This window comes from Streptomyces puniciscabiei (genome assembly GCF_006715785.1).
Taxonomy (GTDB): Bacteria; Actinomycetota; Actinomycetes; order Streptomycetales; family Streptomycetaceae; genus Streptomyces; species Streptomyces puniciscabiei.
On record NZ_VFNX01000002.1, the window covers coordinates 522,059 to 547,355 of the forward strand.

General features: G+C 69.3%; 28 protein-coding genes and 2 pseudogenes. 15 read left to right on the top strand and 15 right to left on the bottom strand.

The genetic code is table 11. From position 1 onward, the window contains the following. Nucleotides 1–27 precede the first annotated feature (27 nt). Nucleotides 28–507: an HIT family protein gene (locus tag FB563_RS33245; RefSeq protein ID WP_055703934.1), complete on the top strand. Its 480-nt coding sequence runs from the start codon at nucleotides 28–30 to the stop codon at nucleotides 505–507. A gap of 113 nt (nucleotides 508–620) precedes the next feature. On the opposite strand, the gene FB563_RS33250 is transcribed toward FB563_RS33245, so the two are convergent. The 5 genes and pseudogenes from FB563_RS33250 to FB563_RS33265 all read right to left on the bottom strand — a co-directional run bounded on the left by FB563_RS33250 (nucleotide 621) and on the right by FB563_RS33265 (nucleotide 2,863). Continuing rightward, complete coding sequence (locus FB563_RS33250; RefSeq protein ID WP_142219131.1) at nucleotides 621–839, bottom strand: hypothetical protein; 219 nt, start codon at nucleotides 837–839, stop codon at nucleotides 621–623. A 302-nt stretch (nucleotides 840–1,141) separates the two neighbouring features. Next, the gene (locus tag FB563_RS45295) at nucleotides 1,142–1,726 is read right to left on the bottom strand and encodes a hypothetical protein (protein ID WP_324615824.1); all 585 of its coding nucleotides are present in this window, start codon (nucleotides 1,724–1,726) and stop codon (nucleotides 1,142–1,144) included. A 152-nt stretch (nucleotides 1,727–1,878) separates the two neighbouring features. Next, a complete protein-coding gene (locus FB563_RS43255; RefSeq protein WP_159045436.1) occupies nucleotides 1,879–2,061 on the bottom strand; it encodes a hypothetical protein in 183 nt (60 codons plus the stop codon). An 89-nt stretch (nucleotides 2,062–2,150) separates the two neighbouring features. Beyond that, nucleotides 2,151–2,270 (bottom strand): annotated as a pseudogene (locus FB563_RS44490) (IS5/IS1182 family transposase); the annotation flags it as partial. A gap of 29 nt (nucleotides 2,271–2,299) precedes the next feature. Next, nucleotides 2,300–2,863 carry a dihydrofolate reductase family protein gene (locus tag FB563_RS33265; protein ID WP_055703931.1) on the bottom strand — a complete coding sequence of 188 codons (564 nt, stop codon included), beginning with the start codon at nucleotides 2,861–2,863 and terminating at the stop codon, nucleotides 2,300–2,302. 143 nt (nucleotides 2,864–3,006) lie between these two features. Here FB563_RS33265 and FB563_RS33270 point away from each other — a divergent pair, with 143 nt between their 5' ends. The 4 genes from FB563_RS33270 to FB563_RS33285 all read left to right on the top strand — a co-directional run bounded on the left by FB563_RS33270 (nucleotide 3,007) and on the right by FB563_RS33285 (nucleotide 7,650). Then, nucleotides 3,007–3,552, top strand: coding sequence for a hypothetical protein (locus FB563_RS33270; RefSeq protein ID WP_142219132.1), 546 nt, complete (start codon nucleotides 3,007–3,009; stop codon nucleotides 3,550–3,552). 279 nt (nucleotides 3,553–3,831) lie between these two features. Then, nucleotides 3,832–6,666 carry an ABC transporter substrate-binding protein gene (locus FB563_RS33275; RefSeq protein ID WP_055703929.1) on the top strand — a complete coding sequence of 945 codons (2,835 nt, stop codon included), beginning with the start codon at nucleotides 3,832–3,834 and terminating at the stop codon, nucleotides 6,664–6,666. Between the two features lie 91 nt (nucleotides 6,667–6,757). Continuing rightward, nucleotides 6,758–7,219, top strand: a complete 462-nt coding sequence (locus FB563_RS33280) for a MarR family winged helix-turn-helix transcriptional regulator (RefSeq protein WP_055703928.1) — start codon at nucleotides 6,758–6,760, stop codon at nucleotides 7,217–7,219. Nucleotides 7,220–7,230: 11 nt separating this feature from the next. Then, entirely contained in the window at nucleotides 7,231–7,650 is a 420-nt protein-coding gene (locus FB563_RS33285; RefSeq protein ID WP_055703927.1) for an SRPBCC family protein, read from the top strand. A 331-nt stretch (nucleotides 7,651–7,981) separates the two neighbouring features. Here the strand turns inward: FB563_RS33285 and FB563_RS33290 are convergent, their stop codons facing one another. Together FB563_RS33290 and FB563_RS33295 are read right to left on the bottom strand one after the other, a co-directional pair. Further along, nucleotides 7,982–8,704 (bottom strand): hypothetical protein, encoded by a 723-nt coding sequence (locus FB563_RS33290; protein ID WP_055703926.1) that lies wholly within the window; start codon nucleotides 8,702–8,704, stop codon nucleotides 7,982–7,984. A 117-nt stretch (nucleotides 8,705–8,821) separates the two neighbouring features. Beyond that, on the bottom strand, nucleotides 8,822–9,514 hold the full coding sequence (locus FB563_RS33295; protein ID WP_055703925.1) for a TetR/AcrR family transcriptional regulator: 693 nt from the start codon (nucleotides 9,512–9,514) through the stop codon (nucleotides 8,822–8,824). 53 nt (nucleotides 9,515–9,567) lie between these two features. On the opposite strand from FB563_RS33295, the gene FB563_RS33300 reads away from it, so the two are divergent. Together FB563_RS33300 and FB563_RS33305 are read left to right on the top strand one after the other, a co-directional pair. Further along, nucleotides 9,568–10,686, top strand: coding sequence for an FAD-dependent oxidoreductase (locus FB563_RS33300; protein ID WP_055703924.1), 1,119 nt, complete (start codon nucleotides 9,568–9,570; stop codon nucleotides 10,684–10,686). Between the two features lie 280 nt (nucleotides 10,687–10,966). Further along, the gene (locus FB563_RS33305; RefSeq protein ID WP_055703995.1) at nucleotides 10,967–11,845 is read left to right on the top strand and encodes an IS5 family transposase; all 879 of its coding nucleotides are present in this window, start codon (nucleotides 10,967–10,969) and stop codon (nucleotides 11,843–11,845) included. 13 nt (nucleotides 11,846–11,858) lie between these two features. Here the strand turns inward: FB563_RS33305 and FB563_RS33310 are convergent, their stop codons facing one another. Both FB563_RS33310 and FB563_RS33315 read right to left on the bottom strand, forming a co-directional pair. Continuing rightward, on the bottom strand, nucleotides 11,859–12,374 hold the full coding sequence (locus FB563_RS33310; protein WP_055703923.1) for a DinB family protein: 516 nt from the start codon (nucleotides 12,372–12,374) through the stop codon (nucleotides 11,859–11,861). A gap of 386 nt (nucleotides 12,375–12,760) precedes the next feature. Next, the gene (locus tag FB563_RS33315; RefSeq protein WP_142219133.1) at nucleotides 12,761–13,018 is read right to left on the bottom strand and encodes a hypothetical protein; all 258 of its coding nucleotides are present in this window, start codon (nucleotides 13,016–13,018) and stop codon (nucleotides 12,761–12,763) included. Nucleotides 13,019–14,064: 1,046 nt separating this feature from the next. On the opposite strand from FB563_RS33315, the gene FB563_RS33320 reads away from it, so the two are divergent. Next, complete coding sequence (locus FB563_RS33320) at nucleotides 14,065–15,687, top strand: LCP family protein (protein ID WP_107100500.1); 1,623 nt, start codon at nucleotides 14,065–14,067, stop codon at nucleotides 15,685–15,687. Nucleotides 15,688–16,522: 835 nt separating this feature from the next. Beyond that, nucleotides 16,523–16,714, top strand: a complete 192-nt coding sequence (locus FB563_RS33325; protein WP_055703921.1) for a hypothetical protein — start codon at nucleotides 16,523–16,525, stop codon at nucleotides 16,712–16,714. Between the two features lie 89 nt (nucleotides 16,715–16,803). Here FB563_RS33325 and FB563_RS33330 read toward each other — a convergent pair whose 3' ends face one another. Further along, nucleotides 16,804–17,052 carry a hypothetical protein gene (locus FB563_RS33330; RefSeq protein WP_142219134.1) on the bottom strand — a complete coding sequence of 83 codons (249 nt, stop codon included), beginning with the start codon at nucleotides 17,050–17,052 and terminating at the stop codon, nucleotides 16,804–16,806. Between the two features lie 240 nt (nucleotides 17,053–17,292). After that, nucleotides 17,293–17,613: a hypothetical protein gene (locus FB563_RS33335; RefSeq protein WP_055703919.1), complete on the bottom strand. Its 321-nt coding sequence runs from the start codon at nucleotides 17,611–17,613 to the stop codon at nucleotides 17,293–17,295. A 491-nt stretch (nucleotides 17,614–18,104) separates the two neighbouring features. Here FB563_RS33335 and FB563_RS33340 point away from each other — a divergent pair, with 491 nt between their 5' ends. Continuing rightward, nucleotides 18,105–18,344, top strand: coding sequence for a hypothetical protein (locus FB563_RS33340; protein ID WP_142219135.1), 240 nt, complete (start codon nucleotides 18,105–18,107; stop codon nucleotides 18,342–18,344). Here FB563_RS33340 and FB563_RS33345 read toward each other — a convergent pair. Then, nucleotides 18,337–19,050 (bottom strand): SDR family oxidoreductase, encoded by a 714-nt coding sequence (locus FB563_RS33345; protein WP_055703917.1) that lies wholly within the window; start codon nucleotides 19,048–19,050, stop codon nucleotides 18,337–18,339. The two genes, FB563_RS33340 and FB563_RS33345, sit on opposite strands and share 8 nt — an antisense overlap. A gap of 112 nt (nucleotides 19,051–19,162) precedes the next feature. On the opposite strand from FB563_RS33345, the gene FB563_RS33350 reads away from it, so the two are divergent. Continuing rightward, the gene (locus FB563_RS33350; RefSeq protein WP_055703994.1) at nucleotides 19,163–19,990 is read left to right on the top strand and encodes a helix-turn-helix domain-containing protein; all 828 of its coding nucleotides are present in this window, start codon (nucleotides 19,163–19,165) and stop codon (nucleotides 19,988–19,990) included. Nucleotides 19,991–20,144: 154 nt separating this feature from the next. On the opposite strand, the gene FB563_RS33355 is transcribed toward FB563_RS33350, so the two are convergent. After that, nucleotides 20,145–20,648, bottom strand: coding sequence for a peptidylprolyl isomerase (locus FB563_RS33355; protein WP_079048511.1), 504 nt, complete (start codon nucleotides 20,646–20,648; stop codon nucleotides 20,145–20,147). Continuing rightward, a pseudogene (locus FB563_RS33360) lies at nucleotides 20,645–20,848 on the bottom strand (IS5/IS1182 family transposase); the annotation flags it as partial. The pseudogene FB563_RS33360 and the gene FB563_RS33355, both read right to left, overlap by 4 nt. Before the next feature lie 534 nt (nucleotides 20,849–21,382). Between FB563_RS33360 and FB563_RS33365 the strand changes: the two are divergent. The 3 genes from FB563_RS33365 (at nucleotide 21,383) to FB563_RS33375 (ending at nucleotide 23,762) form a co-directional block, all read left to right on the top strand. Then, a complete protein-coding gene (locus FB563_RS33365) occupies nucleotides 21,383–22,117 on the top strand; it encodes a dienelactone hydrolase family protein (protein ID WP_055703915.1) in 735 nt (244 codons plus the stop codon). A gap of 175 nt (nucleotides 22,118–22,292) precedes the next feature. Beyond that, nucleotides 22,293–22,919: a nucleotidyltransferase family protein gene (locus FB563_RS33370; RefSeq protein WP_055703914.1), complete on the top strand. Its 627-nt coding sequence runs from the start codon at nucleotides 22,293–22,295 to the stop codon at nucleotides 22,917–22,919. A gap of 183 nt (nucleotides 22,920–23,102) precedes the next feature. Beyond that, nucleotides 23,103–23,762 carry an MSMEG_1061 family FMN-dependent PPOX-type flavoprotein gene (locus FB563_RS33375; protein ID WP_055703913.1) on the top strand — a complete coding sequence of 220 codons (660 nt, stop codon included), beginning with the start codon at nucleotides 23,103–23,105 and terminating at the stop codon, nucleotides 23,760–23,762. A 96-nt stretch (nucleotides 23,763–23,858) separates the two neighbouring features. Here the strand turns inward: FB563_RS33375 and FB563_RS33380 are convergent, their stop codons facing one another. Continuing rightward, nucleotides 23,859–24,554, bottom strand: coding sequence for an NADPH-dependent F420 reductase (locus tag FB563_RS33380; RefSeq protein WP_234357567.1), 696 nt, complete (start codon nucleotides 24,552–24,554; stop codon nucleotides 23,859–23,861). A gap of 65 nt (nucleotides 24,555–24,619) precedes the next feature. Between FB563_RS33380 and FB563_RS33385 the strand changes: the two genes are divergently transcribed. Further along, on the top strand, nucleotides 24,620–25,033 hold the full coding sequence (locus FB563_RS33385) for a winged helix-turn-helix transcriptional regulator (protein WP_079048510.1): 414 nt from the start codon (nucleotides 24,620–24,622) through the stop codon (nucleotides 25,031–25,033). The last annotated feature ends 264 nt before the right edge of the window (nucleotides 25,034–25,297 follow it).

Here is a 25,297-nt window from a genome sequence, read left to right on the forward strand (position 1 = left end):
GTACGGGCGGGCCGTAAGTTGGGGGCCATGAGCGATGACTGGCGCACGGATCGGATCGGGGCCGCTCTGCGGGGCGAGAACCCGACAGTGCTACGGCGGCTTCAGGCCGGGTTCGCGGTGATCGGCGACGTGCAGTTCCTGCCCGGATACTCCGTCCTCCTGGTGGACGAGCCCGGTGTACAGCGGCTGTCCGACCTGCCGAGGGCCAAGCGGCTGGCGTTCCTGTCCGACATGGACCGGCTCGGCGAGGCCGTGGAGCGGGCCTGCCGGCGGCTGGACCCCGCCTTCCGCAGGGTGAACCTGGAGATCCTCGGCAACACGGACCCGTTCCTGCACGCCCACGTCTGGCCCCGGTTCGAGTGGGAGCCGCCCGAACTGGTGGGCAAGCCCGTGTGGCTGTATCCGCCGGACCGGTGGCGGGACGAACGGTACGGGCTCGGCCCGGAGCACGACGGGCTGCGGAATGCGATCGGGAGTGAGCTGGACTCGCCTGCGTCCATGCCCTGAGCGTGTGTGCCGATGCCGAGCGGGACGTACTCGGCATCGGCGCCCGGCTCGCCGACTCGATTCAGCGTGAGCGTCGCGGAGTTACGGCCGTTCGGATCGCAGGCGGGCGTGGATCAGCCGGTGTCTAGATGGGCGAGGTAGCCGAGCAGGACGTCGGTGGGGCCCTCGATCCGCAGGCGGCCCAGCGCGGCGGGCAGCAACAGGCTCTCCGCCCGGGCGAGTCGCTCCTGTCCCCCGGGCGTGGCCGCGGTGACCGGCGGGCCCGCGTCGCTGAGGTCCACCGCGGTGGAGAACTCGTGCATCAGGGCGCCGTCGTGTGGCGGCCCGCGCACGGCTTGGCCCCGGCACGGTGCCCGCCGCACCGGCGTTGACGGCGCCGAGGCGACGATCAGGCCCGGCCGCGGCCCCCACAGCGTCGCTGCGGTGACGGGCACCGCGCCGGACCCGCCGACGTATCCGAGCCCCGCTCACGGCAGCGCCCGCGACCAGTCACCCGGCTCCCACCGCGGTCGTCCACCGGCTCTGCGGGCCGCGTCCCCACCGGAGCGAGTGGCCACCGCCCGGGGCCGGGCGGCACAACGGCCCCGCGTCCGGTCCGCCGGCCCCGCGTCCGGTCCGCCGCCGCGCGCCCGGTTCACGGACGCGGGGCAGGACCGAGCAACCAGCGACGGCACCGAGTGCACGGCCTGGGCGGAGGAACCGGAGGTCCATCATGCGTACTCCGGCTGCCACATGGCGTCCCGCACCTGCTGGATGACGTCGTCCAGCGGGGCGCCGTCACTCCGTCCTGGGCGGCGCGGCGGGCGACCGCCACGGCCACCGTCGCCGACGAAGCGCGCATGTTCTCCACCTGCGGCAGCAGCGGGGCGCCAGGAATGATCGCCTCGCCCACCGTGGGGTCGTAGACGATGGGCAGCAGATCCTTCAGGTGCTCCGTGAGCAGTCGGTGGTACAGCACCTCGTTGCGGTCGTGCAGCTGCTCCAGGCAGACGTTCTTCGCCAGGTCGTCCGGCTGGGCCTGCACCTGCTCCCAGGCCCGGTGGGCCTGCTGGTCGAGCGAGAGCACACCCGGCGGCAGCGCCCCCACCAGGCCGTGCCGCCGGCGTTCCTCCGGGGTGAAGGCGACGCCCTTGTTCCGTCCGGCCGGACAGTAAACCGGAATGTGTGATTCAGCGACTGGCGCGGCACCTCTGACCGGCTCCCGGCGGGGTGGGTGCACGGGTCGGACGATGTGCCGTCCCCCGTCCACAGCACGTCACTGGTGGTGCACGCGGCGTTGGCGAGGCAGTGCACGGCCTCGGCCACGTCGGCGGGCGAGCCGACGCGGTACAGCGGGGTGTTTGCGAAGACGTTGACTTCGAAGATCTCCCGTCAGGCGGCGGCATCGGCCGCGTGCAGGTCGTCCAGCGGGATGAAGCGGGCGGTGCCCGCGTTGTTATCGACACACGGAACCAATACTCCACGATATGGAATCCATCGACCACCAATGGCGGCATGCAGCCCAGGGCGGATACCGGCCCCGACTTCGTGCGCGGCGCGGGTGAAGCGGGCCATGTCCTTGCATTGCAGGCCGTGGCGGCGCTGGAGGTGTGTGGCATGGGAGGACGTTGACGCGCCGCCGAGCAACGCTTTCTGGCTGGAAGCCGGAAGCCGTGGCGCCGGGCGAAGATCCTCTCGACCACCCGACGGCAGGCGCCCAACCCGGGGCCGTGCCGGGTAGCAAGCCGGGCGATCGCGGGCACGATGCCTCGGGCCCGTACCTGGCCGAGGCAACTCATTGTGTCGGCCGTCGTCAGCGCGCCACGCGGTAGCGGAGGTAGACGAATTTCGAGCTGAAGGTGCGCGTCTCGACGAGTTCGAGATCCACTCGATGCTCGCGCCTGGGAAAGAACGGGATGCCACCGCCGACCAGCACCGGGTAGACCACGGCGCGGTACTCATCGATCAGACCCGACGCGGCCGCCTCGGCGGCGAGAGTCGCGCCGCCGATCGCGATGTCGCCTTCCCCCGGCTCGGCTCGCAACCGCTCGATCTCCTCCGCCAGGCCGCCGGAGGCCAGGCGGGCATTGCCCTGCACCGTCGGCAGCGTGGTCGAGAACACCACTTTCGGGAGCGGTTTCCAGAGTGCGGCCCACTCGAGCATTGAGTCGTCAAGCGATGGATCCTGGTCGGCGGTCTCCCAGTACAGCATGGTCTCGTACAGCCGTCGTCCCAAAAGATGGACGCCGACGTCTCGAATCTCGTCGATCCAGAAGCGAAAGACCTCCTCGTCGGGCGCCGCCCAGTTGAAGTCGCCGTCCGGCCCGACGATGTAGCCGTCAAGTGAGACGCTCATCGAATAGGTCACGCTGCGCATCAGAGGTCCTCCTCGGGACGTCCTCGGGTTCATCGCCCATCTGAAGTACGGCCGGAATGAGGGCCGCCAAGGACAGCTTCCCAGAGGATGGATTCCGTGTGTCTGGGCGGGCGAACACGGCGCTGCTGGGTGAAGCTGAAGACGTGAGCATCGGTAGCGAGCGCCCGGTAGGTGCCGAGCAGATCTACGCGGCGTTGGCCGCTCTTGCGGCTGAGCCCGTAGCGGATCCGGAGAAGCGGCCCGAGGGACCGCGGGAAGAGGACCGCCTGCGCCTACTGGGCAGACTGCTGGCGAAAACGGAGCTCGAGATCACCGCCGCAACCCGTCTGAGCGAGGAAGGAGAGATCGAGGACGTCCTTGAGACATCGCTCGGCTGGGAGCAACAGCTGGGAGCGGATCCCGGTCTCGCGGTCAACGTCCTGACGAACCGGCTGCAGCGCACCGCGCTCCAGGTCTCCGAACCCGAGGCGGAAGAAGTGCCACCCGGCCGGGAGGCGGCCTTCGCCGCCGCCATGACAGCGGTGTACGCGCTCAGCGCCCAGTTGCACGCCGAGCGCGGCGATGCAGAGGGAACCCGACACGCTCTGAGCGGGGCGGAAGAGGCTCTCATCGACATCCTGCAAGGCATCCACGACCTGCGCGTCGCCATCGGCGACGCACCCGGGCCCGAGAACGAAGCCGACAGCTGACCCGTTCGGCACCTCCTGCAAGAGCCGACACAGTAGGTCGTCGGCTCGGCCCGCCGGACGGCGACCGCTCCGGAGCTGGAGACATCCTGCGGCCTCGAAAGGCCGCGCGCGGGACAGCGGGCGCCCCGCCCGGCTGCCCCCACGGGAAAAGTCACCCGCAGGCAGAGTGCACTCGCTTTTGTTCAAGAACGGTCGAATAGCAATAAAACGCCCGCCTCCTCGACCGCATCCCTAGGCTCGCCGAACAGTCCGCCGACATATGACTCACGGAGGTTCTGCGTGCTGCACCCACCACCAGAGGACGCGCAACAGCTCGTCCTGCCCAACGGGTTCGATGCCGTCGTCCGCGTGCTCGACCGGTACGTCGCCGACCGACGGGCCGGCCTGCCGTGGCGGGCACGCTCCCGTGGGCGCCGGCTACCGGCCGTACTCCTCGCCCGTGCCCCGGAGGGCGACCCGGCGGCAGGCGCCGCCGAACCGGACCCGGCACTCGCCGCGCTGGTCCTGGCGTACGGTCAGCGGCTGCTGTCCACGGGACATGCGCCGGTCCAGCACCTCGCCGGCCTGGCACCGCACGCGGTCGTCGACGACGCGCTGCTCGCCAGGGGCGGTCCGCGGGAGGAAGAAGCGGGCGGGCCACACGTACTCCTCCTGGACGAAGTGGCCCGGCAGCTGCGCACCTCCATGCCGGACGGGGCCGGGAGGTTGCGGCTGCGCGAGTTCGGCACGTTGCTGGCGGTGCTGCGTGCCGCGCTACCACCCGTGGACGATCCCGAGGACGGCCGGAAAGCTCTGCGGGACATGCTGGTCGACAGGGAGGCCCACAGGTTCCAGCCGGCCCCTGGAGCCGCACAGCTCGGTGAGGCCGCCGGTGGACCGTGGGCGACGGCGGTGCGGTGGGTCACCGCCGTACCGGCCGGATGGCTCTGGCGCCTGTGGTACGGCATACGCGTCGACCGGCAGCATCCTTGGCTGGGTTCCCGGCTGGACCAGCCCGGCCGCAGTTTCCTCGATGCGGCACTGGCCCTGCGCGCGGCGCACCAGTACTCAAGAGCCCATGACACGGCACAGACCCAGACCCCGGAGTCGGCGGCCATGGCGGCCCGCGACGAAGCGGTGGTCCGCCAGGTGCTGCTCATCGCGCTGATCCACGACCTGGCCAAGGCGGCACGGCCCCCGGCGTGGAGCCGGCGCCGGGCGCGGCGCCCTTGGTCATTCGTCCTGCTGCTGCCGACCGTGGGCGGCGAGGGGTCCGCCTGCCGCAAGTTCCTGGACACCTATGCCGCCACAGCCGGTGACGCCGGCCCCAGCCCCCTGCTGGTACTGGGCGCTGCCACGGATGACATCCCGTCGTACGCCGCCCCTCCCCCGCCCCAGGCCGTACCGGCCCAGAGCGGTGCCCGCGCACATCGAGCGGGCGCGGCGGTGGCCGGGCTGTTCTCGGCGACGGCCGGCCGGAGCACCGAGGCCGTGCATGTGCTGCCGCTGCCCCGGACCCCGGACGACGGCACCGCGGCGGAGTGGCTGGCCGGGCACCGTGTCGTCAGGACTCGTCGGGCCGGCGCCTGGGACTGGTGGCGGCCCGTGGCCGCCGCCCTCGCGGCCACCTTGTTGAGTGCCGGTGGCTTCGCCGGCTACCGGACCGTGCTGTCCCTCCTGCCCGGCGGACGCTCCGCCGCCTCCTGCCGGCAGGTGGCGACCGGGCAGGTCGTTGGCCTCACCGACGGTAACGACGGTTGCGACCTGGCTCATGGTCTGTACGCGCCGGAGCTGCGGAAGCTGGAGCGGACGCTCGGTGAGCAGAACGCGCTGGTCGACACGAACGGGCCCTCCCGCACGCTCGTCTTCTTCGCACCGCTCAGTGTGGGTTCGGAGTCGAAGCGCACCGTACCCACCGGCTTTCAGATGCTGCGTGGGGCCCTGCTGGCCCAGAAAGAGGTGAACGACCGGCACCTGAAGTCCCAGGTGCCCGTCCGGCTGCTGGTGGCCAACGCGGGCGAATACTTCCGCTACGGCTCGAGCGGCGGTCTCAACACCACCAATCACACCGAGGTGGACGTCGCACAGATGATCCTCGACCGGGCGGGCTCGGACCACATCGCGGCCGTCATGGGCCTGACCCAGAGCCGTCCGGAGTCCCAGCAGGCCGCGATCGAACTCGGTGCCAAAGGCATCGCCGTACTCGGCACCGGCGTCACGGGCCAACGGATGGTGGAGGGCGAATCGCCCGTGTCCTACTTCCAGCTCTCCCCACCCGATGCGCGCATCGCCTCGGTCATGGCCGCCTTCGCCCAGCACTCGCCCCGGCTGGGGGCCCTGGCCAAGCCCACCGCGGGCCACACCGCGCCGGCCGCCGTGGTCGTCTACGACCCCAGCGACAAGTACTTCAGCAACGACCTGGCCAACCGCTTCGACACGGACTACCACGCGGCCGGGCCGGTGTACCGCGTGCCGTACGGCGAGGTGGACGACCGGCGAACCTCCGACGTCGCCCAGACGGTCTGCGCACTCGTTCACCGGACCAACGGATTCGTCCTGTACGCGGGCCGCTCCGGCGTCATGGAGGACCTGTTCCACTACATGCAGGGCGATCCTGGGTGCCGCGCCCGCCAGAACCGGGTGGCGGTCATGGCCGAGAGCCCCGCCCCGGAGCTGACCCTGCATCCGGAACGGATGCAGCAGGAGTACGGCGCGCTGACGCTGTTCTACAACCAGTTCAGCCTGCCCGATCCCCAGGGACCGTTCGCAGGACTCTTCCAAGCGGCGTTCCACCTGTCCGCGGAGAACGACGCGGCCGTCGGCTACGACGCCGTCAATGTCCTCTCCGACGTCATGGACGCCATCTTCACCACTGATCCCGAGTTCACGCCCAGTTCCCTGGTCACCCAGCTCCAGGACCCCGGCGTGTCCCAGTATGTCGGCGAGTCCGGCGTCATCACGCTGAACAGCGACCACAACTACCCCCCGGACAAGGAGATCCACGTCCGCGAGATTCCGCCCAACGGCAAGCCCCTCACCGACCTCACCTGCGGTGTGCTCGCCACGGGCGCGCAACGCGTCACCCACTGGGGCCCCGATGGCCGCTTCGTCTGCCCGACGGACGACGCATCCTGATGCGGCACTGCGCCTGAGGCGCCTTGCGGTGGCGGATGCCGGCGGCGAATGTTGCCTTGACAACAATTGTCGCGGCATCCACACTGAGGGGGTGACATCTTCCACCAGCGGCCTGCGTGACCACCTCGGCTACTGGCTGCGCCGGCTCTCCGACGAAGTCCACGGCCGGTTCGAACGGGAACTCGCCGAGCACGACGTGACCGTCTCCCAGTGGGCGGTCCTGATCACCTTGTACCGGGGCGACGCCACCACCACCCGGGAGGTGGCCCGGTACATGGACATCGACGCCGGCGCGGTCTCCCGCCTGGTCGACCGTCTGGCCGCCAAGGGGCTGATGACCCGCGAACCGGACCCCGCTTCCCGCCGCACCTTGCGACTGGTGCTCACCGACGCCGGCCGCGACCTGGCCCCCAAGCTGGCGGAGATCGCCGACCGCAACGACGCGCACTTCTTCGCCGGCCTGGAACCGGTCCAGCGCCGCCAACTGGAGAACTGGATCCGCCACCTCGTGGGGGAAACCCACCCCCAGTCCCCCACGCCACCATCCCTCTGAAAGGCACCACCGTGAGCACCACCGTCACCACCGCACGCTCGGTCACCAAGACCGTCACCATCGAGCGCCCCGTCGCCGACGTCTTCGCCTTCCTCGCCGACGCGTCCAACTGGCCCGCCTGGGCGATCGTCAACATCCAGGCGATCGAACCCACCGACGAGCCGGGCTGGTGGCTGATGACCACCCCGCTGGGCCCCGCCCGGCTCCGTATCCGCGGCAACGCCGAACTCGGAACCCTCGACCACGACTATGTCGACAACCAGGCGTCCTGGCAGGTCCCCGCCCGCGTCGTGCCCAACGGCACCGGCTCTGAATTCATGATCACTTTCTTCCAGCCGCCGACCCTCACCGACACCGTCTTCGAGGAGCAGGTCACCCTGGTCGACACCGAGCTCGCCACCCTCAAACGCATTCTGGAAACCGGCGCGTGAGCTTGTCCCGGTACCGACTCGCCAACGCGACCACACTTCGGGCCGCGTCCCGCGCATACCGCCGCTGATGACGGTCATCCGGCGGCCGGTGCAGGGCCGTAAGAGCCTCCGCCAACGGCCGCACCAGCCTGCCGACCGGCCGCAGCGGGACCGCGCCCGGGGTAAGGCCGTCGTGCCGAAGGTGCTCGATTGCCGAGCCCCGTTCATCGTGCTCCAGACGATCGTCCCGGCAGGGTCGTGCCACAGACGACCTCCCCGACAAAAGCCGCACCCGGCACCCCAGGGTGGTCCAACCGCCGCACCGTACCGCTGGTGGCCGGGCGTCGGCGGGTCAGCCAACCCAACGACCGGGGAGGTCTGCGCGGATCATCTCGAGATCGGCGACTGCGTGACCGCGGGCGTGGATCCAGCAGTGGTCCTGGAGGCCGTCCCGGCGCAGCAATCGGCCGGGGGCCGCATACCAGCGCACGGGTGAGTCCTCCTCGCTCGCCCACATCGGACAATCAGGCAGGTCGATACGGGAGTAGCGAGCCTGGAGGCTCGGCACCAGCACGTCCGGCAGCTCGCAGGCGTCGTACAGGCTGTCGGCTCCCAAGAGCGACTCGCTCAGCACCAACTCGACCCACGCCAGGGACATCCGATCGAGGAAGGGAACCCAGCCCTGGTGGGTCACCACCACCACTGGAGGATCGTCCTGCTCGATCTGGGCGAGGGGGATCGCCCATGACGCGCAGTCCTGGTTCTCGCGGCGAAAGACCAGTACGCCACCCAGGGCGTCGTCGACATAGAGCCCGGACGGCGGGACCAAGGGGTCCTGCTGCCGGGTCAGGTCATCTCGGTGGCCCCAAAGCGCGTATCCCTCGCGCAAGGCGGCGGGGAGTGCGAAGCCGAGATCGCCTTCCGCGGCCCTCAACTCTTCCACGGCGCAACCGTCTTCGGGCCGCAGAGGGCGCCCGGTCCACTGACCAGCGAACCAGCGCACGAACTCCCAGGCCTGCGAGTGGTTGGTCACCCCGCCTCGCAGTGCCACCGACACGTCAGGACTCTCCAGCATGTCAGGGACGCTACCGCCTCCAGAGCGCCGTCGAGGATCAGCACGGTGGCCGCACTGAAGCGTGGAACAACCCGGTCGGTCAGTGCCCACGACTGACACTCGGGCAAGAGCAAAGCGTCACGCCGGCGGCCCGGTGAGTTTGGCTGCCACGGCGTCGAGGACCCAGTCCAGGCCGGTCGTGAAGGATGCCTCGGCGTCCACGTCCGTGCCGTCGTACACCGCCTTGGCCAGCGCGGGGAAGCGGCCCGTGGCCAACATTCTCGTCACATGCGGGCCGGAGACGCGCTGCCAGTCGCGCTCGGACAGACCCGTGGCGCGCTCGGCCCGCAGGTTCGCGATCTCGCGCCTGATCGCGCCGGCGACGTAGGCGCTGACGGTCTCCACGGCGCACATGACGGTGCCGAGGTCGGCGAGGCCGTCGAGGGCGGCCAGCTTGGCCTCGGTCACGGCAAGGCCGTTCGGGCCCAGGGTCGGGCGGCCGCCGAGCAGGTCGGCCAGCCATTCGTGACGGAGAGCGGCCTGCCTGGTGCGGTGGGCGAGGATGCGCAGCGCCTCCCGCCAGTCTCCGGGCTGCTCCTCGGGGAGAATCTCGGCCTGGACCTCGTCCACCATGAGGTCGAACAGCTCCTCCTTGGTGGAGATGTATCCGTACAGCCGCATCGGGCCGGCGTTCAGCCGGGCGGCGACCTTGCGCAACGACACCGCCTCCAGACCGCCCTCGTCGGCCAGTGCGATGGCGGCGGCGACGATCCGCTCCCGGTCGAGCGGCACGGGGCGAGTCGGCGGCTCCGGCCGGTCCCACACAGTCATGGTGACATCGTACGGTTGCGATACGCCGTAGCGTGACAATACAGTGTATCGACATGAGACAACGTATCGCTGTGGTCGGGAGCGGTCCCGGCGGCCTCACCTTCGCCCGGGTCCTGCACCGCCATGGCTACCCCGTCACCATCCTCGAACGTGATCCCGCCCCCGATGCCCGCCCCCTGGGAGGCACGCTGGACCTGCACGAAGGGCTGGGCCAGCTCGCGCTGGACAAGGCCGGGCTGCTGGCGGAGTTCCAGGCGCTGTCCCGTCCCGAGGGGCAGGCCATGCGCATCCTGGACACGGACGGGACCGTCCTGCGCGACTGGCGACCGCGTCAAGACGACCGGGCCAATCCCGAAATCGACCGCGGGGAACTCCGTGACCTGCTGCTCGGCCCCCTCGACGTCCAGTGGGGGCGGGGCGTGACCCAGGTGGTGCCGGGGACCCGGGACGGCGCACTGGTCCATTTCGCGGACGGGCGACAGGAGACGTTCGACCTCGTGGTCGGCGCGGACGGCGCCTGGTCCCGGGTGCGCCCCGCAGTCTCATCGGTGACGCCGCACTACACCGGCGTCACCGTGGTCGAGACCTCCCTCGACGACGTCGACACCCGCCACCGAGACCTCGCCCGGCTGGTCGGCGACGGTTCCGTCGCTGTGTACGGCGTGAACCGAAGTCTCGTCGCCCAGCGCAACAGCGGTGGCCACGTCAAGGTGTACGCCCGGTTCCGCGCGCCGCTGGACTGGCACACACACCTGGACCTGGCCGACGCCGAGGCCGTGCGATCGAGTCTGCTCGCCCTGTTCGACGGCTGGGCCGCTCCCGTCCTCGACCTCCTCCGCCACGGCAGCGCGTTCGTCCACCGCCCCCTCTACGTGCTGCCCGTGTCCCACACCTGGACCCACGTCTTCGGGGTGACGCTACTGGGCGACGCCGCACACTTGATGCCCCCACTGGGAGCGGGCGCGAACCTCGCGATGCTGGAAGGCGCCGAACTCGCCGAGGCCATCGCCACCAGCCCGGGAGACCTGGACAAGACCGTCCGCGCCTTCGAGGAACAGATGTGGGCACGGGCCGACAGGTGGGCGAAGATCACGACTGCAGGTCTGGAACGCCTCGTGAGCCCGGACCCCGCCGAAGCCCTCGCCCACTTCGACCAGGTCCAGCCATCCTGAGTGCCGAGCGCGAAAGCACCAGCACCAGCACCAGGAGCTCGCCACGACTTCACGGGACATACGGCACCGCCGCGGTCCCTTCCGGCAAGGCGAGCCATCGGCGGCTGCTCTCACGCGCCCTGACCCCCAACAGGTCGTGAACCTGCTGGGTGTGCCGTCCGCCTCGCACTTGGCGAAGTTGTCATACACGGTCTTGTACGGCGGGATCGCGTTTACGATCTCTCGCGGGCCTGTCCGGCGGATCATGTGACTTCTCGCGTTTCGGTCCGTTGGCATGGCCATGGGGCGGGGAGATCTCACGAACGAGGAGTGGGCCCGGCTGAAGCCGCATCTGCCCAAGGCTGGGCAGCGCCGCGGTCGTTGGGCCAGTCATCGCAGGATCATCAACGGGATCCTGTACCGGAACCGGACCGGGATGCCGTGGCGGGATCTGCCTGCGCAGTTCGGGAAGTGGAAGACCGTGTATGAGCGGCACAGACGTTGGTCAGCGGACGGCACGTGGGACAGGCTCTTCGCGGCCGTCCTGGCCGACGCGGATGCCCAGGGCAGCATCGACCGGTCGATGGTGTCGGTGGACTCCACCACCTGCCGAGCCCACCAGCACGCGGCCGGAGCACGCAAGAGGCCCCCGCAGACCGGGAAAAGGCGCGCGCCCCGGCAACACCGTCCCGACGAAGGGCTCGGACGCTCCCGGGGCGGCCTCACCTCCAAGATCCATCTGGCTGGGGAAGGCGGGCTCCGTCCCCTGGCCCTGCTGATCACTCCAGGCCAGTGGGGCGATGCCCCGCAGTTCATCCCCGTCATGGAACGCATCCGTGTCGGCCGCCTCGGCGGCGGACGCCCCCGCACCCGCCCGGACCACCTCGGCGGTGACAAGGCGTATTCCTCCCGCCGCAACCGCCGTTACCTGCGCAGACGGCAGATCAAGCACACCATCCCCGAGCCGAAGAACCAGCGAGCCAAGCGCAAACGCCGCGGCAGCAAGGGCGGACGGCCCGCCGGCTTCGAGAAGACGATCTACAAGCGCAGGAACGAAGTCGAACGGACCATCTTGGCACTCAAGAACTCCCGCGCCGTTGCCACCAGGTTCGACAAACGCGCCTATGTGTTCCACGGCACCGTCACCCTCGCCTCGATCCGGCTCTGGCTCCGCTCGTGACTCGCACGAGATCTCAGGCGCCGGTACGCCCGTCGACGAGCTCGCGCACGACGTCGAGGTGGCCGTTGTGGCGGGACGTCTCCTCAATGAGGTGGAGGATCACCCAGCGGAGATCGACGTGGCGGCCGTCGCTGATGGGACGCTTGGCCGTTGAGTTCAGCTCGTGGTCGGACACCAGGCGACGGTAGCGGGCACTCTGCTCCTCGTACTCGGCGAGAAGCTGGGGCAACGGGATGTCGACTGCTGTCCGCATCTCAGGATCGGGATCATCGTCGGTCGCCTCGGTGAGCGGCCCCGCAAGCTCCTCGCCCAGGAACATCACTTGGAACCAGTAGTACTCGACCCACCGCAGATGACTGATCAGCCCGCACAACGTCATCAGCGGTGAACTCGGGAGTGGGGCCTTGCGAGCATCTTCGGCGGACACGCCCTCACACTTGGCTCGCGCGGTATCACGGGCGTAGTCCAGGAAGGTGGCCAGCTGCGTACGCTCGTCCCACGTGGGAGGCGTGTCGGTTCGTTGAGTCATCGCGGGGAGTTTCCCGCAGCTCGGAACGGGTGTCGACTCAATTGATCGGAAGCACCGTCAAGTGCCACAGCACCGGCTGTGCTCAGGGAGAGCCCGGCAAGATCCGCCGGACAGACCCGCAGGTCGTGGACTCGGGCCGCCGCCGTACCAGGCCCGGTCCGTCTGGCTCACCAGGCCGTGAAGACCGGTTCGATCAAGTCCCAGCGGGCATCGGACACATCACCGCTACGGATGACGAGCACTCACATGTCTAGCGACGACCGTCAATGCCGTCAGTCACAAAATCAGCCCTGACTAGCAACCACTCAGATCGGATGCCCTCTAGCCGCCGACTCGCCCGCGAGTCCACTCCGGACTGGCGCGACACCTGACCACTCGCTGGCCGGTCAGACCTCGCAAGGCCAGACCGTGACGTGGTCCGAGGCCACACGGACCTCGACCCACGACCCATCGGCACCATCCGGCAGCGGCGGGTCGGCAACATCGAGCAGAATCACCGAGCCACCCATGTCCAGGACAGCCCCTTTGTCCTCGGTGAGGCTCGGCCGTCCACGAAGGACGATGCGGTCACCGTCTTCCCGCAGTTCAGGGGTTCCAACAGCGCTTGGCCGGACGTTTCCCGCCCAGGCGATGTCCTCATCCACGGTCCACTCGACATGGACGGTCGGATTCGTCGTGAACGCGCTGCCATGTGTTCCTTTTGTGCCTTACTGCCACTGAATGTCAGGACCGTGGGACGAGGATCTGAAGATTCTTTCGGCGAACATGGGACGCGGAAGGGCGTTCGCGACGTCGTTACAGTGAGCCGATGGAAAGGATCCTGGATGAGGCGCCGCGACGAAGAGAGTTTCCACGCGTTCGCGGCAGGGCGTTCGGGATCGCTGTTCCACGCGGTGTGTGTGCTGTGCAGCGGCGAGGTGCCGACGTCGGTTGTGGCGGAGCCGCCCGTACCCGCCGAGGCCGCCGCGCCGTTGAGGGTGACGCTCCTGAATGCGAGGCGGCATCTGTCGCCCCGGGGCCGGGGCCGTCGTGATGCTGCGGTACTGGGAGGCGGACCGCAGCACCGAAGAAGCCGAGGACATCCGGCAGATACGTCGAGGACGACTTCACCAACACGCTCCGGAGGAAGCCCAGTTCGCGTGAGCCGGATGTGCTTGTGATCCTCTCCGAAGGTGTCCGCCGCGGCCGGCGCCGACGCACGCGGCGGTCGGCCCTGTTCGCCTGCGTGGCCGTCCTGCTTCCCGGAGGATCACCAGTCTGCTGCAGCCGGAACTGGAGCACCCGACCGGCGCTGCCGACGAGCCCGAGACGGTCGCGGTGGCCCCAGCGACGCCACCACAGTGACCCCGGGGAGGCCTCCTGCCGCGGGCGCTGACAGCTTCGTGCGGTACGTGGAACTCGATGACGGGCGGGGCCTGTTGGCCGGCGATGTCGGCTCACCAACGGGTCGGAGACCAACCAGTGGTCGACGTGCTGCGGTCCGACGGGATCGACGTCTCGATGACCTTGTCGTCGGCCTCGTACCGAGCCGTCGCGACGAGCCCCGGGTGGGGGCCGGAAACCGTGACTCGGGCCCACGACGGCGCCAGCGGCCCGCAACGAAACCTGATCAAACCCATGCACGAGCGTCCGCAGGCGCGCCAGAACGACGAGGAAGCCGGACTTCCCCCGTACAAGGAGTACACCCTTCATGACAACGCCCGAGGACACCTTGATCCCGGCGGGCCGACCACCACGAGACAACGGCGCGGCCCCGGGCCGCAGGCGCAAGCGCAAGCCCAGGCAGCGGGCCAAACGAATAACCATGGGCGTCGGCGGCTTCGTGATACTCGTCGCCGCGGCAGGCTGCGCGTGGATCTACCAGCTCAATGGCAACATCAAGCACAGTGCCCTGGACACCGGCTCCAAGCCGCAGAGGGGCGCCGTCATCCCCGGCGCAATGAACATCATGCTGATCGGTTCCGACACCCGTAACAGCGCCCTGGACAGCAACCTCGGCGGCTCGAACCCGTCGCTGCCGCACGCTGACGTCGAGATGCTGCTGCACATCTCGGCGGACCACAAGAACGCCACGGTGATGAGCATCCCGCGCGACACCGACGTGCAGATCCCCGACTGCACGCAGAACGGGAAGACGTACCACTTCCCGCAGCACGACCAGATCACCAACAGCCTGAACCGCGGTCCTGGCTGCACCGTATCCGCGGTCAACGCCCTGACCGGGGTCCACATCGACCACTTCATGGTGGTGGACTTCGGCGGTGTGGTGAGCATGTCCGACGCTGTGGGCGGCGTCCAGGTCTGCACCACCGGCAACGTGTACGACCCGGGCTCCCACCTCAAGCTCTCCAAGGGCACCCACACCCTGGTGGGCAAGGGCGCCCTGGAGTTCCTGCGCACCCGGCACGCCTTCGGCACCGCGAGCGACACGGATCGCACCCAGACCCAGCACATCTTCCTCAGCGCCCTCATCCACAAGCTGAAGAGCGCCAGCACGCTGGCCGACCCCACGAACGTGTTCAGCCTGGCGGAGGCCGCCTCCAAGGCGTTCGCGGTGGACGACGGGCTCGCCGGCGTGACGAAACTGGTCACCCTGGCCAACACGCTGGGGTCCATACCGGCCGACCACATCACCTTCACGACCATGCAGGTCGCGCAGGACCCCTACAACCCGACCTCCTGGCTGGTGCCCGGGCCGAACGCGCATCAGCTCTTCAACGCGATCGCCAACGACCAGTCGCTGACGCCGACCACCTTGTCGTCGAAGCCGACGCCGGGCGCCACCGCCTCCGCCGGCCGGCCGGCGGGCCCGTCGACAATCGAGGTCCACGTGCTCAACGGCACCGGGATCACCGGCCGCGCGGCCGCAGTGCAGAGCGAGCTGGCCGGCAAGGGCTACTCCAACTCCGTCGTCAGCCGGGACCCTACGCCGACCCTGACCGCGAGCAAGGTGGAATACCCGACCTCCGACCCGATCTACAAGCGTGAGGCCCAGCAAGTGGCCAGCGCCCTCGGCCTGCCGCCCTCCTCCCTCACCACGGCCTCCGGCATCACCTCGATCCACGTCGTGGTCGGCCCCGACCTGAAACCCACCGGCGGCTCGTCGGCCCCCAAGCCCCCGGTGAACATCGGCGCGGCGACGACCGACGCCCACCCCGAGAACGCCGGCGCCACGGTCAAATGCGCCCCGGCCAGCCCGTGGCCCTTGGGCGGCCTCCCCGCCTCCGCCGCGGCCTACCAGGGCCTCACCGTCGCGCAGGCCTACGCGAAAGCCGCCGAGAACGGCATCCCAGACTCAGACACGACCAACTGATCGGGCCGCGAGGCAGCCGGCGCGGGAGCGCCTGGATGACGTCGCGCCTACGTCCAGCCCGGTGAGAACCCGTTGGGGTCTCCGTGGGGCACCGGTCGGCCGGTGAGGGCGTCCAGGAGGAGGCGGCAACCGAGCGGCTTCCGCAGCTCCACCCTCACGCTCTGTCCGACCATCTGGGCGGTGCAGGGGCCGCTTCCGGCCCGGGCGGTGGAGGCGTACAGCACTGCGCTCTCGTCCGTCTCCAGCGCCTTGAGACAGGGCCGTCGTCGCAGGAGCCGTGTGCGGCCTTCACGGTGGCGGATCGGCCGTCTGCCGCCGTCCCGGCCGGCCGGGCGACGCTCCTGAGACCGCCAGCAGAGCCCTGCCGAGCTTGTGCGATCGGCGGCCTGTGGAAGCTTTCACGGGGTGACGGCGACCCGCTTGAGCGGGGTGTCGTAGCTCTCCAGCGTGAACAGCCATGCGGGAACGGCCGCCTAGCCCCGAGTCGTCACGCTCTGGAACGATCCGCTTGGCCATCGGAATCCCCGCAGAGCTGGTCGGCACGGTTTTGCCGCCCGAGAGGACGCCCACCGCCGTCTCATCGCGGAAGAGGGACCCTCCAATGTACCCATGCACCGAGCAGTTACTCGCCTCGATCATGTGGTGAAGCATGGTGCCGTACGTATACGTAGGTGTGGGCGGTCGAGCGGGCAGCGGCGACCGCTGACCTCCGTCTCATGTCCGAGCCCTTCCTCACAGAACGGGCAGACGTACGGCCGCGGCGACAACCGGGTGCGGGCCCTCGATGGAGTGGATGTCGACGGAGCGCCGGTATGGGGATCGAGGCGCGCTGAACGTGATTCGGCACGGGCGGTGCCTGCAAGAACCGTATGCCGACGCCTGGTTCGGCGGCATCTGCGCGGCCCCCTGCCTGACCGTGAGCGGCGCCGTGGTGACAGCGGACTGCGAGCAGGCCGGCGACCTCGCCGAGCGCATCGCGGGCGATGGACTGGACGTACGGCTGGCCGCCGAGGAGAACAAGGGGTGAGGGTCGCAAGGATGACGTGGCCCAGTCGACTATCAGCCCTGGCCTACCCGTCAGCTGCCAAGGGATAGGCGCAGCCCAGAACCGCATCGCTAGACGCCCGTACGACCGAAAGCGTACAAAACGGCCATGGTATGCGTCGTGTTGCGGCAGGGCCTCTCAGCGGAAAGCGTTCGGCCGGCGGCAAGCAGTAGGTCCGCTGCGTCGCGCACCGCGCAGCAAGCCTCGAACTCGCCGGCGATCCCGAGCTGCTTGGCCAGGTGACGGACCTCTTCCTCTTGTGCGACGAGCTGCCCACGGAGGATTCCGACATCAAGTGGCCGAAAACTCGCTTCGTCCATCCAACCACGGTAGCGATCCGCTTCGGCCTGCAGGCCCCAATTCTGGATATATCTGTGTGGAGGTTTCAGGCACGCCAACCGTGCGGTCGCCCGGTGCTCCGTCAGGAGTTGCAGCGCCGCGACCCCGGCACCGCTGCCCCGCGTGCAGCCCCAGGTCAACAGGCCGCCGGGCTCGGGGGGAAGCACGGGCCGCTCGGACGTGAATCCAGTGGCCACTGGCGCACGAGCCCGGCCGGTTCGCTACTTGCCGAAAACGATGGTGTTGTTGCACCCCAGGCTTGAGCCGACGTTGGTGTTCTGCGTGCCAGGAGAGCCCTTGCCGTTGGGGTTGCCCTCGCGGCCGTTCTCGAACCCAGACTCGCCCTGTACGTCGACGTTCTCTTCGGCCGTCGTGCATGAGGTGCTCTGGCTGATGCGGACCGTCTGGGTCTCTCGACCGCGGTGCTCGCGCCCATGACCGTGTTTGTGTCCGTCCCCGTGGGCGTGAGCGGTGCCGGCGCCGAGGAAGCCGACGGCACCGAGGAGGACGGCCACGACAACGGTCTTGCGAGGATTGCGCATGTCTTCTCCGGGTGTTGAAACGGACGCGACGGACGCGAACGCGGTCCGCCACGTCATTAAGGTGACCAGAGGTTAATGAGCAAATGTCTTGCCTCTTCTCGTCGGCACGCCGGATCGTCTGATCAACGCGCACAGGCGTCGACCAGGCGGCTGCCCCAAGTTCCCTGTGCGGCAAAGGCATCGCGAGGCCGAGCGTCGGCCTAGGCGCTCCGCACAGAACCACCCGTGTGGCCGCGCCGCGAGCGCGCGCGGCATAGGCCATTCGGCGCCGAACCGCCCTGCCCGCTGACGCCCACCGTTCCCGCAGGAGGGCGTCAGCGGCCGGGAGTTCCCAGCCCACTCGGCGGCCAGCACGCCGGGCGTGGCGCTCAGGTCCATCGGCTCGTGTCCGTCACGGCGCACCACCATGGTCGGGCGGAGCTGCCAGGCTCAGCCGCACGGCCGCCGCCGTTCAGGCCGCGGGCGCCTGGCATCTTGTCGTACCGGTCGATGTGATCGAACGCGATCTGGCGGTCGTGAGCGGCACAGGTACGCCAGTTCAGGACCTGCTCGCGGACCTGAAGGTGAAGGAAGCCACCGGAGCAGCCCGCTGTGGGCACTTCGTTCGCGCAGATTCCGGACAACTCGGCGTTCCCGGCCCGCCGAAAGGCTCCGTGGTGGTTGCGTCCGACCTGGAAGACCAGAGCGCCGAGCGGCGCGGTTGCCGGGTGTTCGGGCACCGGATCAGGTGATGCGGTGCCCTCCGTCGACGTGCAGCACGGTTCCGGTGATGAATCCGTTGTGCATGACCGACGAGAATGCCTGGGCGATGTCGTCGGGGGTGCCGACACGGCGGGCTGGGAGGCGCTCGGCCAGTTCGGCGAAGGCCGCCTGTTTGTCCATGCCGAGTTGGTTCCAGATGGCGGTGTCCACCCAGCCAGGGGAGACCACGTTGACGCGCACTGGCGCCAGTTCGATTGCCAGCCCGCAGGCCAGTGAAGCGAGCGCGCCGTTGGCTGCGGCCATGATCGTGTTCGACCCGTTGGGCCGGTACGCGTTGATGCCCGAGGTGTATGTGATCGAGTCGGTGACTCGGCCGGCCGCGTACTTGCCGACCAGCCAGGCACCGAGCAGCTTGGTAGCGACGACGGACCGAGCGGTCGCGGTGGCGACGTCGGCGGTCCGGCCGTACACGCCGGTGGCATCCGCCGCGGTGACCGCCACGTGGTCCACTCGTTCCACCTGGGCGAACAGTGCGGCCACGTCCTCCTCCCGAGCTATGTCGGCCACGATGGTGCTGATCTTCCCTTGCCCGGAAGGCTCCAGTTGGGCCTGGGCCGTCGCGAGCCGGTCGGCGGATCGGCCGACGATCGTCACATCCATGCCCTCGGCGAGCAGGGTCCGGGCCAGGGCAAGGCCCATGCCGGAGCCGCCACCGATGATGATCGCTTGAGTCATGATTCGAGACTGCACCGCCGGATCGGTTCCGGGGCAGACCGCGTGGTTCCTAGGTGTGCCACGGCCACCCAGAAGCGGGGCGAGCGGTGGGAGACTCGAGGCTGTGAACGCGATGGCCAAGTTCCTTCGGATCCGCCGCGGGCAGATCGGCCCGGCCGATGTCGGGCTGCCCACCGGGCCGGGCGCCCGGCGCACACCTGGGCTGCGCCGCGAGGAACTGGCCGCGCTGGCCGGCGTGAGCGTGGACTACTACATCCGGATCGAGCAGGGTCGGGAGACCGCGCCCAGCGATGCCGTACTGAGCGCATTGGCCCGGGCCCTGCGCCTCACCGCCGACGAGCACGCCCACCTGCTGGGCCTTGCCGACCAGGTCGCCGGGCGGACACCACGCCACCGGCCCGCCGACCCGCGGCCGGCCAGCCCTGGCCTGCAACTGCTGCTGGAGTCGGCCCGGCCCAGCCCGGCGTACGTACTCGACGAGGTCAACGACGTGCTGGCCGCCAATCCTGAGGGTCTTGCACTGATGCCCGGGCTCAGCGACTGGCCACCGGCACAGCGCAACACCATCCGGTACACCTTTTTGCACGCGGCCGCGCGGACCCTGTTCGCCGACTGGGACCGGGTGGCCCGCAACAGCGTCGCGCACCTGCACACCGCCGAGCTGAGCGCGCCAGAGCGCACCGCCGCGCTGGTCGACGAACTGTCCTCGGCCGGCAGCGAGTTCGCCGCTCTGTGGCGCCGGCACGAAGTATGGGTCAAGCGCGCGGGTGAGACGGCGTTCCGGCACCCGACAATCGGCCTGATCACCCTCGCCAACGAGGTGCTCACACCCACGGGCGATGCCCAGCGCATGCTGATCTACCAGGCCCCGCCCGGAACGGCCGAGTATGATGCGCTGCTCCTGCTGGCCATGACCACCCAGGACGTGCGCGCCCCGTGACACGCGGACTGCGCATGTGAACTGACGGGCAGCAGACTGCACAGACCGCAGACACCGCCACTGACTGGCTGGGTGGTGTGGTGTCGCACATACGAGACGACCCGGTCCCACAGCCTTCGTTGCTCGACAGGTCCGCTCTCGCCGGTGTTCCACCTCATGTCCGGGGCCCGAAGAGCTTCGGACTCGCCTGGCGCGCCCACCAACGTGCGCCAGGCCCTTGGCCGGCGAGCAGGCGTCCAGCCGATCGCGAGTGAGGAGATCGGCGTCCAGCGGGAGTGGTGGCGTTCGCCATCGACAGCAGGTCCTTGCGGTCGTGCTTCAGCTCGACGTTCTCGTCCTCGAACTTCTCACCGTAGATGCTCCTGCCACCGGTGCCGTTGTGGTTGGTGAAATCACCGCCCTGCAGCATGAACTGGGGGATGATGCGGTGGAAGCCCGAGCCGGCGTAACCGTAGCCGTGCTGGCCGGTGGCCAGCTCACGGAAGTTGCGCGCGGTCTTCGGGACGACCTCGTCGAAGAGGTTGAAGACGATACGGCCGGCGGGGGCGCCGTTGATGCTGATGTCGAAGTAGACGTTGCATCCTGTCCGTAAGACGTCGGCCGGCGATGAGGGCTGCGGCTGTGCCGACAAAAGGGCGAGGAAGTGCCCGGCCACCATCTGAGCAGGTGGTCGTAGTCGTATCCCTTGCCGGCGTGCAGCTTGGCCGGACGTCGGCGGCGCGGACCGCGTCGGGAACGGATGGGCGGGATGCCGCGCACGAGAGGTTTCAGACCGAGGCTGTCGTGCATGTTGGCGCCGGAGATGCCCAGCGACAGGGGCTGCCCGTTCCGGTCGGTGATCAGGTGGAATTTCGATCCGCACCGTGGGCCAGCCGCGGCAGCCAGGCAGACGAGGCCGGTGAGCAGCGGGTGCGGCCGGACGGGGCGGCGGCGGGTCGGCAGGTGTGGCATGGGGTCCCGGCTCGGGGCGACGGTGCCGGAAACCGGCTTCCCGCCTGCGCTCTGGGTGCAGGTCTTGCCCAGCAGCGGCGTGGTGGTGCCGGACGTGATGCCCTGGAGCATGGCCGTCGACCAGTCGTAGGTCACCGTGTCCGGGCGGGTGACGTCGTACCAGACGGAGACCTTGCTGGTGCCGGACGAGCCGAGATCATTCTCGCGACCAGCTCTGTGGCCTGGTGGGCCGGCATCGGCTTCATCCGGTGGGCTACGTTTGCAGCCATGACTACCGGGACGGCATTGCGCCACACACGGATTGGTGACCCGGTGCCCTTCTGAGCGCCGTACGGGCCGGTGCGGGCCCGCTGTTGGATCGAGGATCTTGCGCTGCTGCGCGGGCTCCGCCTCCGTCGTGTTGATCACAGGCTCGACACATCAACCACGACAGGAGAATTCATGCCCACCAAGATGCTGCAGATTCCCACCCCGGACGGACGGGCCGACGCGTTCGCCGCCTTCCCCGACGGTGGCGGACGACACCCGGGGGTGCTGATGTACGCGGACGGCTTCGGGATCCGGCCCGTGCTGCGGGAGATGGCCCGCGAGCTGGCCGGACACGGGTACTACGTGGTCGTCCCGAACCTCTTCTACCGGCAGGGCCCGGCACCGGTGATCGAACTTCCTGAGCACATCGGAGAAGAGGTCCGACCCGCGCTCTTCGCCCGGCTGATGCCCTTGATCGAAGCGCACACCACAGAACGTGTCCTGAGCGACGCCGACGCCTATCTCGAGTTCCTCACCGCTCAGCCCGAGGTCTGCGCCGGACCGGTCGCGGTCACCGGCTACTGCATCGGCGGGCTTCTGGCGACGCGCACCGCCGTGGCCCACCGCGGCCAGGTGGCCGCCCTCGCCGCATTCCACGGCCCGGTGGGAGTCGACGGACCCGGCAGCCTCTCCAAGCTCACCGCCGAGGTCCACTTCGGCCACGCCGAAAGCGACTTGACGCCCGCGGCGCTCGGCGAGCTCAACCAGGCCCTGGACGCGGCGGGTGTCGGCTACACCTCCGAGATCTACCCCGGCACCCTCCACGGTTTCACCATGTCCGACACCGATGCCTTCAACCCCGCCGCACTGCGGCGTCACTGGGACCGCCTGCTGCCCCTTCTGGGCCGCAGCCTGACCAAGAGCTGAGGCTCCGGCCGGCGAATCAAGCCCGAAGTCCGCTTCTGCGGAGTCCTGGCGATGTTCCGGAGTCGGTGGAGGGCGGGCGAGGCCCGGCCTCCACCGAGGGGTTCTTGACGCGGCCGGCCCGTCTGGCGGACGAGCTGTGGCCCATCTGGCGGACGAGCTGTGGTAGGCAGGGCTGATGATCAGCAGACTCCCTCTCGACCAGCAACTTGAGTCCCTTCGCGTGGTGTTGTCCCGTAACGACATGCTGACGGAGATCCTTTCGCGGGCGGCGACCTTGGAGCTGCCTGGGTGGTATGTAACGGCCGGCTGCCTGTTCCAGACCGTGTGGAACGTCGTCACGGGCAGGCCGCCGACGCATGGCATCAAGGACTACGACCTCTTCTATTTCGACAGCGGTGACATGTCCTGGGAGGCCGAAGACGCGGTGATCAAGACCGGGCGCAAAGTCTTCGCCGGCCTGCCCGCGGAGATAGAGATCCGTAACGAAGCCCGAGTTCACCTCTGGTATCGGGACAAGTTCGGTGTCCCGTGTCCGCCGTATGACTCCACTGAGGCGGCGATCGACAGTTTCGCCGCGACGACCTGCTGCCTCGGAGTACGTGTGGAGGCGGACGGCCGGTGGCGCGTGTATGCGCCGCACGGCTTGTCGGACGTGTTCAACCTCGTCGTCCGGCCGAACCCGGTGCTCGCTCCGAGAGCGGTCTACGAGACCAAGGCAGCGCGGTGGCGAGAGCAGTGGCCTGAGTTGACTGTTCTGGACTGGCCCTCGACGAGTGTCATGTCGGCCTCGTCCGTCGACTGACGTCGGCGGCATAGGTGACCCAGTCCCCAGTAGATGCCGGCGCGACGGCCCACGGAACGCGGACGGGACATGTCTGCGCGGACCTCTTCGTTTTTCACACACCGGACAACTCGCCCGGTGTCTCCATGTCACCGCACTCACCCACCGAGATCAATCGCAGGTCGGCCCATTAGGGTCGGGGGCATGACGCAATCCCTCGCCGCCAGTGCCTTCGACTCGCTCCGCCTCGACGCCGTGACCGACCAGGAGGAACTGCGCCGGGCCTACGAACTCCCCAGCGACGCGGCCGTGCGCAAGCAGATGACCGAACTCACCGAACAGACCCGGCGGTTGATCGGATGCTCATCGCTGGTCCTGGTCGCCAGCGTGGACGCCGAGGGCCACTGTGACGTTTCCCCGCGCGGCGGCCCCGCCGGGTTCGTCGCCGTCCTGGACTCACGAACGGTGGCGATACCGGACGCGACCGGCAACAAGCGTCTGGACACCCTGCAGAACGTCATCGCCACCGGACGGGCCGGGCTTTTGTTCGTCATCCCGGGGCGCACCACGACGCTCAGGGTGAACGGTCGGGCCTGCGTCTCCACGCGCCCGGAGCTGCTGTCGCAGCTGACCGCCGTAGGTAAGCCGCCGGCCAGTGCGCTGGTGCTGGGGATCGAGGAGGTCTACCCGCACTGCCCCAAGTCGCTCCTGCGCAGCGGTGCCTGGAAGCCGGGGCAGTGGCTTCCAGCGGACGCCCAGCCGACCTCGGCCGAGGTGACACTGGCCCAGCTGCGGATGCCGGAGCTGACGATCGCTGACATCGAACAGGCGGAGGCGGATTCGCTGAAGTACCGGTACGAGTGACGGGCCGACCAGCGATTGCCGAACCACCAGCCCGCCGAACCCCCGGACCAGCATGGCCAAGATCAATCGCGGGACAGGTCTCCAGCCGAGCCCTCCCTAGTCGTCGACGGCTCCGGGTGCCAGAGCCGGGGCGGGGAAGGCGTGGCGGACTTCGCCGCCGGACCACCACACGCCGATGGCGAAGACCGCTGCAGCCTCCAGTAGCCCCGCCCGGTCCAGACCCCCGCACGGCAGCGGGATGCAGCCCATCGACGTGATCAACTCCCTCGTCACGGCGTCAGCGGGCGGGGCATCCGCGCAGAAGGGCACTGCCAGCGGGGCACCCTCGAAAGCCGGTTGCGGCAGGGTCCAGATGCTCTCGTGGCAGATGCCGAAGACCTTGACGACACGGGCGTGGGGCGCGGCCGCGGCGATGCGCAGGGCGGCCGAGTCCGTACCTCCGGCAGTGCACAGGACCGGGCCGCCGTCGCTGAAGGGCCGCATCGGCACTGTGCAGTCGAGGACGGTCCGTCCGGCGAGGTCCGCCGCCAGTTCCCTGGCCACCTGCGGTGCGACGTCGGCGGGGACGGCGAGCAGTACGGCCTCACCGTACCGCGCCGCCTCGGCGGGGCTGCCGTGCGCGGCGGCCCCGATGCGGGCGGCCGCAGCGGCGGCGGAAGCGGTGCTCCGGCCGCCCACCATGACCTCGTGCCCTGCCCGTACCCAGGCCCCGCCCAGTGCCTGTGCCATGGCGCCCGTGCCGAGAATGCCGATGCGCATCGTCCTGCTCCTGTTCGCGTCGTGGAAAGTCATGACCTGGACGCTAGGCGAGCCGATGCACACCGTCCGGTAGGCATCGGCGGGGGCAGGATGTGTGTATGAGAGAGATGGATGGGGACGGAGACGATCTGGGCGGGGCACCGTTCGCGGCGGACTGCCGGGCTCGGATCGCCATCGAGGTGCTGGCCAACCGCTGGGACAGCGTGGTCATCTACGTCCTCGGCGAATCGGGCCCGATGCGGCCGCGCGCGCTGCTGGACCGGATCGGCGGGATCAGCTCCAAGGTGCTCAACGAGGCGCTGCGGCGGCTGGAGTACAACGGCCTGGTGCGGCGGCGTCGTTACGCCGAAGCGCCGCCTCGCGTCGACTACGCCCTGACCGAGGCCGGCACCGCCCTGCTCGTCCCGATCCGCGCCCTGGGCGCCTGGGCAGCGGCCTACGGAGACGATGTGCTGGCGGCACAGGACTGCTTGCACCGGCGCCAACACGTCTCGGACGGTCCAGCCGGATGACGACCCGTAGGGCACGTCCTGGCCCAGATACGAGCCGCACGGTTCTACCCCGCTGAGTGCACGGTCTCTGCGGCCCGCCGCTCGTGGTTCGTCTCCGGGCCCGCCCCGACCGCGGCCCGCTCAGAAGTCGTAGCGGACATAGGTGCCTTCGGGCCGGCAGGCGATCCGGTCCGAGCCCCAGCAGTGGAGCATCGGCCCAACGCGGGGAATCCATCGAGACCTTCGGAACCGCGGAGCCAACCCGAGGGCATTTCGAACGAGCCC

What these genes read in the sequence shown, in the direction of transcription:
- FB563_RS33245 (WP_055703934.1), top strand. Translation starts at nt 28, where the DNA reads ATGAGCGATGACTGGCGCACGGATCGGATCGGGGCCGCTCTGCGGGGC.
- FB563_RS43255 (WP_159045436.1), bottom strand. Translation starts at nt 2,061, where the DNA reads ATGGCCCGCTTCACCCGCGCCGCGCACGAAGTCGGGGCCGGTATCCGC.
- FB563_RS33265 (WP_055703931.1), bottom strand. Translation starts at nt 2,863, where the DNA reads ATGCGCAGCGTGACCTATTCGATGAGCGTCTCACTTGACGGCTACATC.
- FB563_RS33290 (WP_055703926.1), bottom strand. Translation starts at nt 8,704, where the DNA reads ATGCTGGAGAGTCCTGACGTGTCGGTGGCACTGCGAGGCGGGGTGACC.
- FB563_RS33295 (WP_055703925.1), bottom strand. Translation starts at nt 9,514, where the DNA reads ATGACTGTGTGGGACCGGCCGGAGCCGCCGACTCGCCCCGTGCCGCTC.
- FB563_RS33300 (WP_055703924.1), top strand. Translation starts at nt 9,568, where the DNA reads ATGAGACAACGTATCGCTGTGGTCGGGAGCGGTCCCGGCGGCCTCACC.
- FB563_RS33305 (WP_055703995.1), top strand. Translation starts at nt 10,967, where the DNA reads ATGGGGCGGGGAGATCTCACGAACGAGGAGTGGGCCCGGCTGAAGCCG.
- FB563_RS33310 (WP_055703923.1), bottom strand. Translation starts at nt 12,374, where the DNA reads ATGACTCAACGAACCGACACGCCTCCCACGTGGGACGAGCGTACGCAG.
- FB563_RS33320 (WP_107100500.1), top strand. Translation starts at nt 14,065, where the DNA reads ATGACAACGCCCGAGGACACCTTGATCCCGGCGGGCCGACCACCACGA.
- FB563_RS33330 (WP_142219134.1), bottom strand. Translation starts at nt 17,052, where the DNA reads ATGGACGAAGCGAGTTTTCGGCCACTTGATGTCGGAATCCTCCGTGGG.
- FB563_RS33335 (WP_055703919.1), bottom strand. Translation starts at nt 17,613, where the DNA reads ATGCGCAATCCTCGCAAGACCGTTGTCGTGGCCGTCCTCCTCGGTGCC.
- FB563_RS33345 (WP_055703917.1), bottom strand. Translation starts at nt 19,050, where the DNA reads ATGACTCAAGCGATCATCATCGGTGGCGGCTCCGGCATGGGCCTTGCC.
- FB563_RS33350 (WP_055703994.1), top strand. Translation starts at nt 19,163, where the DNA reads ATGGCCAAGTTCCTTCGGATCCGCCGCGGGCAGATCGGCCCGGCCGAT.
- FB563_RS33355 (WP_079048511.1), bottom strand. Translation starts at nt 20,648, where the DNA reads ATGGTGGCCGGGCACTTCCTCGCCCTTTTGTCGGCACAGCCGCAGCCC.
- FB563_RS33365 (WP_055703915.1), top strand. Translation starts at nt 21,383, where the DNA reads ATGCCCACCAAGATGCTGCAGATTCCCACCCCGGACGGACGGGCCGAC.
- FB563_RS33370 (WP_055703914.1), top strand. Translation starts at nt 22,293, where the DNA reads ATGATCAGCAGACTCCCTCTCGACCAGCAACTTGAGTCCCTTCGCGTG.
- FB563_RS33375 (WP_055703913.1), top strand. Translation starts at nt 23,103, where the DNA reads ATGACGCAATCCCTCGCCGCCAGTGCCTTCGACTCGCTCCGCCTCGAC.
- FB563_RS33380 (WP_234357567.1), bottom strand. Translation starts at nt 24,554, where the DNA reads ATGACTTTCCACGACGCGAACAGGAGCAGGACGATGCGCATCGGCATT.
- FB563_RS33385 (WP_079048510.1), top strand. Translation starts at nt 24,620, where the DNA reads ATGAGAGAGATGGATGGGGACGGAGACGATCTGGGCGGGGCACCGTTC.